The organism is Rhodoplanes roseus (assembly GCF_003258865.1).
GTDB classification, from domain to species: domain Bacteria; phylum Pseudomonadota; class Alphaproteobacteria; order Rhizobiales; family Xanthobacteraceae; genus Rhodoplanes; species Rhodoplanes roseus.
This window is the reverse complement of record NZ_NPEX01000264.1, coordinates 1-7,998: the sequence shown is the minus strand read 5'-3', so window position 1 is coordinate 7,998 and position 7,998 is coordinate 1. Positions and strand designations below refer to the sequence as shown.

The following is a 7,998-nucleotide window of genomic DNA, read 5'->3' as shown; positions in this document are numbered from 1 at the left end:
ATTCGCGTCGCGAATGGCGGGGAGGGGCCGGGGGTGGGGGGAAGCCCCGAACGCAGGCGCTCGTTGTCTCGACCCGAACTGGTCAGCTGAAAAAACTCAGTCGAGCTTGATGTTCGCGGCCTTGATCACCGGGCCCCACTTCTCGGCCTCGGCCCGCATGTAGGCGTCGAACTCCTTGGGGGTCGAGCCGATCGCGAAGGAGCCGGTCTTCTTCAGGTAGTCGACCACGACCGGATCCTTGAGCGCCACCGCGACGTCCTTCTGGATCTTGTCGACCAGGGCCGGGTCCATGCCCTTGGGGCCGAGCAGACCCCACCACACGGCGGTGTCGAAGCCGGGCACGCCCTGCTCGGCGACGCTCGGCACGTCCGGCAGCGCCGGCGAGCGGTCCTTCGTGGTCACCGCCACGGCCCGCACGGTGCCGCCCTGGAGCTGTCCGACCACCTCGGCCATCGGGTTGATGCTCATCGGAATCTCGCCGGCGATCACGGCCATCAAGGCGGGCGCGCCGCCCTTGTAGGGGATCGAGACGATCTTCACCTTGGCGCTGTGATTGAGCAGCGCGCCGGCCAGATGCGCCGAGGTGCCGATGCCGGACATGCCGTAGGACAGCGTGTCGGGCTTTTGGCGCGCCTCGTCCAGAAGCTCCTTGAGGCTCTTGATCGGGCTGTTCGCCGCGACGTTGATGGTCAGCGGCGAGTAGGCCACCTCGGTGATCGGCGTGAAGTCGGAGAAGGTGTCGTAGGGCAGCTTGGGATAGAAGAACTGGTTGAGCGGATGGCCGCTGGCGACGAGCAGCAGCGTGTAGCCGTCCGGCGCCGACTGGGTGAGCGCCTGCGACGCGATGATGCCGCCGGCGCCGGGCCGGTTGTCGACCACGAGCTGCTGGCCCCAGCTCTTCGACAGGCCCTGCCCGAGCGTGCGGGCCAGGACGTCGACGGCGCCGCCGGCCGCATAGGGCACCAGCACGCGCACCGGCTTGGTCGGAAAGGCGGGCCCCGGCGTCGGAGCCTGCGCCAGCGCGAGGCCGGACGTGGCGAGGAGCAGCGGCAGCGACAGCGCGGCGAGCGCCAAGCGGCGCGACAGCGGACGGGACGGGGTCGTCGTCATGGGCGTTCTCCTGGGCGGGGCGCGCCGGCCGGATGGGGAGCCGTCGCCGGCGCGACAATGCGGGCGGACGCTGGGCCCGAACCAGTCATGACGCAAATGGTTCGTTTTGCGCGATTGAGCAATCCAATGCACCAATCGAGCCTGCGCTCCGCACCATGCGCGGGGCGCCGGGCGATTGCTGCGGTGCAAGGTCAGTTCGGCACGATGCCGGCGGCCTTGATGATCGGCACCCACTTCTCCATCTCGGCCTTGTGGTAGGCCGAGAAGCCGGCCGGCGTCTGGTGCTCGGCCGGCGGGATCTGCTGGGCGATCTCGGCGAAGCGCGCCTTCACCTTCGGGTCCGCCAGGGCCTCGCGCACCGCCGCCGCGAGCTTGTCGACGATCTCCTTGGGCGTGCCCTTCGGCGCCCACAGACCCTGCCAGACCGAGAGATAGAATCCGGGCAGGCCGGCCTCGTCGACGGTCGGCACGTCGGGCAGCACGTCGAGTCGGGCGTTCGCCGTCACCGCATAGGCCCGCACGCCGCCGCCGCGGATCTGCGGCAGCGCCGCCGAGGTCTGCTCGAAGATCGTGTCGAGATGCCCGGCCACCACGTCCTGCAGGGCCGGGGCGGAGCCCCGATACGGCACGAACTGGAACTTCACCCCGATGCGGTCCTGCAGCGACAGGCCGGAGACGTGCCCGGGCGCGCCGACCCCGCCGGTCGCCATGGTGACGGAGGGCTGGGCCTTCAGCCAGGCGATCAGCTCGGTGAGATTGGTGGCCGGTACCGCCTTCTTGGACAGGATGATCTGCGGCCCCGAGGAGAGCTGCGACACCGGCTCGAAATCGGCGAACAGGTCGTATTGCAGATTGGTGTAGATGCCGGCGTTGACGACGTAGTGGTTCCAGCCGCCGATGCCGATCGTGTAGCCGTCCGGCTGGGCACGGGCGACGCGGCCGGTGCCGATGGTGCCCGAGGCGCCGCCGACATTCTCGATCACGATGGTGGTGCCGAGCGAGGCACCCATGCGCTCGGTCACGATGCGGGCGATGGTGTCGGTCGGCCCGCCGGCGCTCGCCGCCACCACGGCGACGATCGGCCGACTGGGATAATTCTGCGCGACAGCGTCGCCATGGATCAGGAGGCCGGCCGCGCCGGCGGCCAGGATCAGCAGTGCCTTCATGTCGCGAGCTCCGTATCGGCGAAAAACCGGAAACCGGGCGGAAGACGGGCGTGGAAGAGCCAAAAGGCGAGGCCCCGAGCCTAGCACGCGCTCGTCTGTTTGAAAGACCAATCCCACGCGCGACCCGACGCCGCACGGGTTTTCACGAAGTGATCAGATCGCCCCACGATTGGTGCACAGCAGCAGATCACGACCGCGATGCAGCGGACGACAGGGGACGCAGTGCAACAAAGTCCGGTGCGGACGAGGCGCATCCATCGTATGCGCAATGACTCCGACGATCGGAGCCGGCGCCGTCGGACGGCGGCGACGCCACAGGGTGGACGGCCGCCGAAGGCGACGACGGCGCCGTTGTGCACCGCGCTCGGGAATGCCAGATTGGTCTTTTCTCGACCCGCCCGCGTACTATGATGCGGCTAGGGCGGCAGGGCCGATTTCATTACGTCGAGTGGTCGCGAACCGAATGGCTTCGAAGCTGGACGATCTTCTTCCGGCGATCGTGAACGCGGGCGATGCCGGGCTCACAGTCGCCAAGATCAAGACCAAGTTCATCGGCAAGTCGACGTCGCCGGACCGTGACAAGGCCTTGGCCGATACGCTCGCCGCGCTGGTGCGGGACGGTGAGATCTGGGGGCCGGTCAAGCATTCGCGCACGCAATACTACTTCGCCACGGGCCGCGGGCCGTCGATCGAATCCGCCAGCGCCATCGTGGTCCGGCTGGTGCTGCAGTCCGGCACCAAGCTCCTGTCGAGGCCGGGGCTGGAGAAGAAGGTGACCGGCATGCACCGCCGGTTCTTTCCCGATGCGATCAAGCACGCCGTCGCCGGCCAGGCGATCGTCGAGCTGAGCTTCGGCACGTCGAAATGCTACCTCCATCGCGACGTGGCGGCCGACCGGTTCGGCTTCGACACCGCGGACGTCGCGGAGGCGCCAGCCCCGGTGCGGCCCGATGCGGCGCAGCATGCAGCGACCGGAGCGGCGGCGCTCGGCTTCGACGCCGTGCTGCCGGCCTATCGGCGGCTCAAGGCCGAACAGGGCGGCTTCTCGGCCGTGAAGATTCTCGATCTGCAGACCGCGCTGGGCGCGCCGCGCGAGGCGCTGCACGCGCTGCTGCTGGCGGAGGCCAAGGCCGGCCGCGTCTCGATCCACCCCACCACCTCGGTCGAGCTTCCGGCCGCCGTGATCGAGGCCGGCATCCGCCTGCCCGGCTTCTCCGAGCCGTTCGTCACCGTCGTCGTCAAGGACGACCGATGACGAAGACGTTCGCCGAGATCGCCGTGAACCCGTTCGAGGACGACGTCGTCCGCGAGCCGCGCGAGGTGTCGTTCTCGGTGAAGGGCCTCAACGACGCGCCGCTGAGCCGGCTGCACCGCGAGTTCTCGGCGCTCGACGGCGGCCCGCCGCCGCGCAAGCCGGCGAGCCCCAAGAAGGCGCAGCTCGTCGTCTCGCCGGATCGCGGCTACGGCAAGTCGCATCTGCTCGGCCGCTTGTTCGCGCGGCTCGGCCGGCGCGCCACCAAGGTGTATCTGCGGCCGTTCCAGGATCCCTACAAGGCGTGGCACTCGATCCTGCTGCTGACCATCCAGGAGCTGGAGCAGCCCGACGAGGCCCGCAGGAACGCGCCGCGGCAGATCGAATCGCTCGCCATCGGCACGCTCGCCCATGTCGCGGCAGACTTCATCGCCGACCTGCCCGGCTACAAGGACGCGGACGGTGCGGCCGCGTTCCTGCGCAAGCTGGGCGCCGAGGCGAGCCTGCCGGACGACAAGACGCGGCCATGGTTCGAATGGCTGAGCGGCCGCATCCTCGATCCGCGCGACATCGGCAAGCTCACGGCCCGGCTGCATCTGCGCGGCATCGATCTCGACGGGCGCGAGCAGGCCTGGCTGATCATCCTGGCGGCGATCGCGCTCGACGAGCGCCACGGCGAAGGCCGCCGCACCGCGCTCAAATGGCTGCGGGCCGAGCCGCTCGAGGCCGACGAGATCGAGTTCCTGGGCCTGTCCGCCGCCGACAACGAGGGCCGCGGCGACGCCAACGCGCAGGAGATCAACGATCTCAGCTTCCGCCGCCTGCAGGGGCTCTGCCTGCTCGCCTCGTACTATCGGCCGTTCCTGTTCTGCTTCGACCAGACCGAGTTCTACGCCAGCGACCCGGCGCTGATCCGCACCCTCGGCAACTGCGTCGACCAGCTCTATGTCGACCTGCGCAATCACCTGACCGTCGTCACGGCCAATCAGGAGAACTGGGTCTCCGAGATCCTGCCCCGCTTCGCCAAGCCGCAGCAGGAGCGCCTGTCGCCGGAGATCAAGCTGGAGGGGATCAGGATCGACGGCGCGCGCGAGCTGATTCTGGCGCGGCTGAAAGAGCACGATCTCGGCGACGAGGCGATCGAGCGGTTCTTCGCCGACGACTGGCTGGAGACGGTGTTCGATCCGCTGCCCGAGCTCGGCGTGCGGGCGATGCTGATGCGGGCGGCCGATCGCGTCCGCGCGCTCGCCGATCCCGAGCAGACCAAGGCCCCGCCGCCGCCGCTCGACGATCTGTTCCGGGTGCAGATGAACGACGTCCGCTCCAAGCAGGCACTGCTCGCCTACAGCCCGGACGCGCTGATGTGGTTCGTCAAGGATGTCGGCCGCGGCCAGCCCGGCGTCACGGTCAGCCGGCCGGCGCATCGCCGCTACGTCACGGTCGAATGGGCGTGGCCGCACCGCTCGGTGTTCTTCGCCTTCGAGGGCGGCGACCACTGGCACCGCTGGGGCAGCATCGCCAAGGAGGCGCAGGACCTCGCCCTCGCGATCCCGGGCCGCACCGTGCTGACCTATGTGTTCCGCACCCCGGATCTGCCGAAGGTGCCGCGGCCGAGCTGGACGTCCGTCAACCGGATGATCGAGGCGGCCGAGCAGACCGGCTTCGCCATCGTCGAGCTGACCCTCGACCAGGTCTGCGCGCTGCATGCGGCGCGCGAGCTCTACTCCAACGCGCTCCAGGGCAACATTCCCTACACGGGCAGCGAGACGCTGGCCTGGCTGCAGGCGCGCTTCGCGCCCGAGCTGAAGGAGCTGGCGGAGCGCCCGCCGGCGCCGCCGAAGCCGGACCCCGGCGGAACGCAGACCGGCGGGGCGCGGCACGACGCGGCGGGACACCGCGCGACCGGCCCCCACGCCGAGCGGTCGGCGCCCGGCCGCTCGACCGGCACGACACCGGTGCAGCCGGCCGCAGCGGCGAACGGCCACGACGGCGCACCGGCGTTGGCGCAGGCGCTCGATCCGGCCCGGCTGCGCATCGTGCTCGACACGGTGCGCGAGCAGCGCATCGTCGACATCACCGCCGTGCTGGGGCGGCTCGGACGCGAGGACCTGCGCGACCCGCTGCTGCGCAGCGTCGAGGCGCATCCGAACCTGAAGGCGCATCCGGGGCCGAGAACCATCTTCCTGCAATGGCGCATCACACCCTGACGGCGAGCGAGCTGACCTTCGCCGTGGTCGATCCGGACTGGCGCGCCCGCTGGATCGCCGGCGAGCGGCCGTCGACCCGCAGCTTCGCCCCGGCCGGCACGCCGCGGGCGATGAGCCTGCGCTTCCACAAGGAGGCCGAGACGCTGGTCGCCTGGCTGACCGCGCCGGCGAGCCTCGGCCGGGCCGCCGCCATCGACACGGTCGACGGGCTGCTCGACCATCTCTGGGCGACCTCGCTGCAGGCGCTGACCGACCGGCTGTTCGCGCAGGACCGCGGCGAGGAGGCGCAGATCTTCACGGCGCGGATGCGGGCCTTCTGCACCCGGCTGATCGCGCTGCGGCAGCGGACCAAGGACTTCGAGAACTGGCAGGACGTGTTCGTCGCCGCCGAGCAGGATCTGGCCCGCATCCCGGTGCCGGTCGGCGACGGCGTGGTGGAGATCCGGGCCCGGGTCGACGCGATCCGCATCCATCCCGAGCGCCGGCTCGAGGTCGTCGACTACAAGCTCAGCCAGGGCGCCCGCCAGAGGGCCGACCTGGTGCAGCTCGCGATCTACGCCCACCTGCTGCCGATCTGGCGGCCGGGCTGCGATTTCTGCGGCACGCTGGAATACTACCTGCCGGAGTTTTCCGACGTGCAGGTCTCGCGCGACGACCTCGCCGACATCTTCGCCGGCCTGGTCGCGCCGGTGCTGCAGGAGATGTTTTTACAACCGCGCCCGGCCACACCCGCGGCCGCGGCAGCGCCGGAGCACGCCGCGCCGGACCGCGGCGCGCTCGCCCAAAAGGTCGTCGCGGCGTTTCGCGGCTTCAATCTCGGCGTCGAGGTCTCGGGCGTCGTCGAGGGTCCTCAGCTCGTGCGCCTGCGGCTCACGCCGGCCCCGGGCGTCAAGGTCTCGTCGCTGGCCAACCGGGCCGAGGATCTGCAGATCCCGCTGTCGCTCGCCGTGCCGCCGCTGATCAAGGCCGGCAAGGGCTTCGTCATCCTCGACCTGCCCCGGCCGGAGCCGAAGGCCTGCCTGCTGAAGGACGCGCTCGCCGGCCCGCTCGGCGGGGCGCTGACCAGCACGGTGGCGTTTCCGATCGGCATGGGGGTCGAGGGCGATCCGGTGGTGGCCGACTTCGCCGACCCCAACACCTGCCACGCGCTCGTCGCCGGCTCGACCGGCAGCGGCAAGAGCGAGTGGCTGAAGGCGATGGTCGCCAGCCTGCTGCTGCGCAGCGCGCCGGACCACGTGCAGGTCGCCCTGATCGACCCGAAGATCCTCACCTTCGCGGGGGTCGAGGGCAGTCCCTATCTGTGGCGCCCGGTCGCCACGACGCTCGCCGACGCCATGGCGATCCTGCGCGACGCCGTCGCCGAGATGGATGCGCGCTACCGGGTGCTGGCGCGCGGCGGCTTCGTGAATCTCGGCGAGCGGCTGGCGGCGGGGCACACCGACCTGCCCTTCCTGGTGCTGATCTTCGACGAGTTCGCCGACCTGATCCTGGCCGGGCGGGACGAGAAGAAGGAGTTCGAGTCGCTGGTCGCCCGCATCGCCGGCAAGGGCCGGGCCGCCGGCATCCATCTGGTGCTGGCGACGCAGCGGCCGGACCGCGCCGTCGTCACCGGCCTGGTCAAGGCGAACCTGCCGCTGAAGGTGTGCCTGAAGGTCGCCAACGCCGTGAACGCCCAGATCGTCCTCGACGAGCCCGGCGCCGAGAGCCTGTTCGGCAAAGGCGACCTCCTGTGCGACTTCGGCAAGGGCCTCGTCCGCGCGCAGGGCCTGTTCATCCCCCAGCCGGAGTTTCTGGCGGCCGTGGGAATCGGAGGCCGGGGCGGCGGGCGGGGCTGAGCCGCCCGCGTCGGCCGCCCGTCGGGCTTGTCGGGGCGGCGGGGGTCGGCCACAGTGCCGGGGTCCGGCACGCTGCCCCCCGGTTCTCTCCCCACGACAGCGGACGCGGCCCCTGCCGGCGCCCGCCGACAGGTCGCAAGGCACCTCCGCGTTGGCTCCTTCTCCCGGCGAGTTCGAAGCCCCCCACCGGCTGCGGTCGCTGGTCCGCTCGCGCGAGACCGCGCTGGTGGTGCTCGGCGCCGTGGTCGGCGCGGTGGCGGGCCTCGTCGTCTCCGCGATGAGCGCGGCGGTCGACGTTCTCCACACGCGGCTGTTCGGCATCCCGTCCGGCGCGCGCCTGTCGGCCGTGTGGTCGGTCGACGCCGTCGCGGCGCTCACCGTGCCGTGCCTCGGCGGCCTCGCCCTCGGGCTCGCGTCGGCCTGGCTCG

Annotated in this window: 5 protein-coding genes and 1 pseudogene; 4 read left to right on the top strand and 2 right to left on the bottom strand. The window is 70.8% G+C overall.

The genetic code is table 11. The features are described from left to right. Positions 1-96 precede the first annotated feature (96 nt). Together CH341_RS25195 and CH341_RS25190 are read right to left on the bottom strand one after the other, a co-directional pair. Positions 97-1,110, bottom strand: coding sequence for a Bug family tripartite tricarboxylate transporter substrate binding protein (locus CH341_RS25195; RefSeq protein ID WP_111421727.1), 1,014 nt, complete (start codon positions 1,108-1,110; stop codon positions 97-99). 191 nt (positions 1,111-1,301) lie between these two features. Then, on the bottom strand, positions 1,302-2,276 hold the full coding sequence (locus CH341_RS25190; RefSeq protein ID WP_111421726.1) for a Bug family tripartite tricarboxylate transporter substrate binding protein: 975 nt from the start codon (positions 2,274-2,276) through the stop codon (positions 1,302-1,304). 463 nt (positions 2,277-2,739) lie between these two features. Here CH341_RS25190 and CH341_RS25185 point away from each other — a divergent pair, with 463 nt between their 5' ends. From CH341_RS25185 to CH341_RS25170, 4 genes and pseudogenes are all read left to right on the top strand, one after another. Next, positions 2,740-3,531 (top strand): hypothetical protein, encoded by a 792-nt coding sequence (locus tag CH341_RS25185; RefSeq protein ID WP_111421725.1) that lies wholly within the window; start codon positions 2,740-2,742, stop codon positions 3,529-3,531. Continuing rightward, on the top strand, positions 3,528-5,735 hold the full coding sequence (locus tag CH341_RS25180; RefSeq protein ID WP_111421724.1) for a hypothetical protein: 2,208 nt from the start codon (positions 3,528-3,530) through the stop codon (positions 5,733-5,735). Before CH341_RS25185 ends, CH341_RS25180 begins: the two co-directional genes overlap by 4 nt. Further along, positions 5,717-7,570: a DNA translocase FtsK gene (locus CH341_RS25175; RefSeq protein WP_111421723.1), complete on the top strand. Its 1,854-nt coding sequence runs from the start codon at positions 5,717-5,719 to the stop codon at positions 7,568-7,570. The genes CH341_RS25180 and CH341_RS25175 overlap by 19 nt, the downstream gene beginning before the upstream one ends. A gap of 151 nt (positions 7,571-7,721) precedes the next feature. Beyond that, positions 7,722-7,998: pseudogene (locus CH341_RS25170) on the top strand (chloride channel protein); the annotation flags it as partial.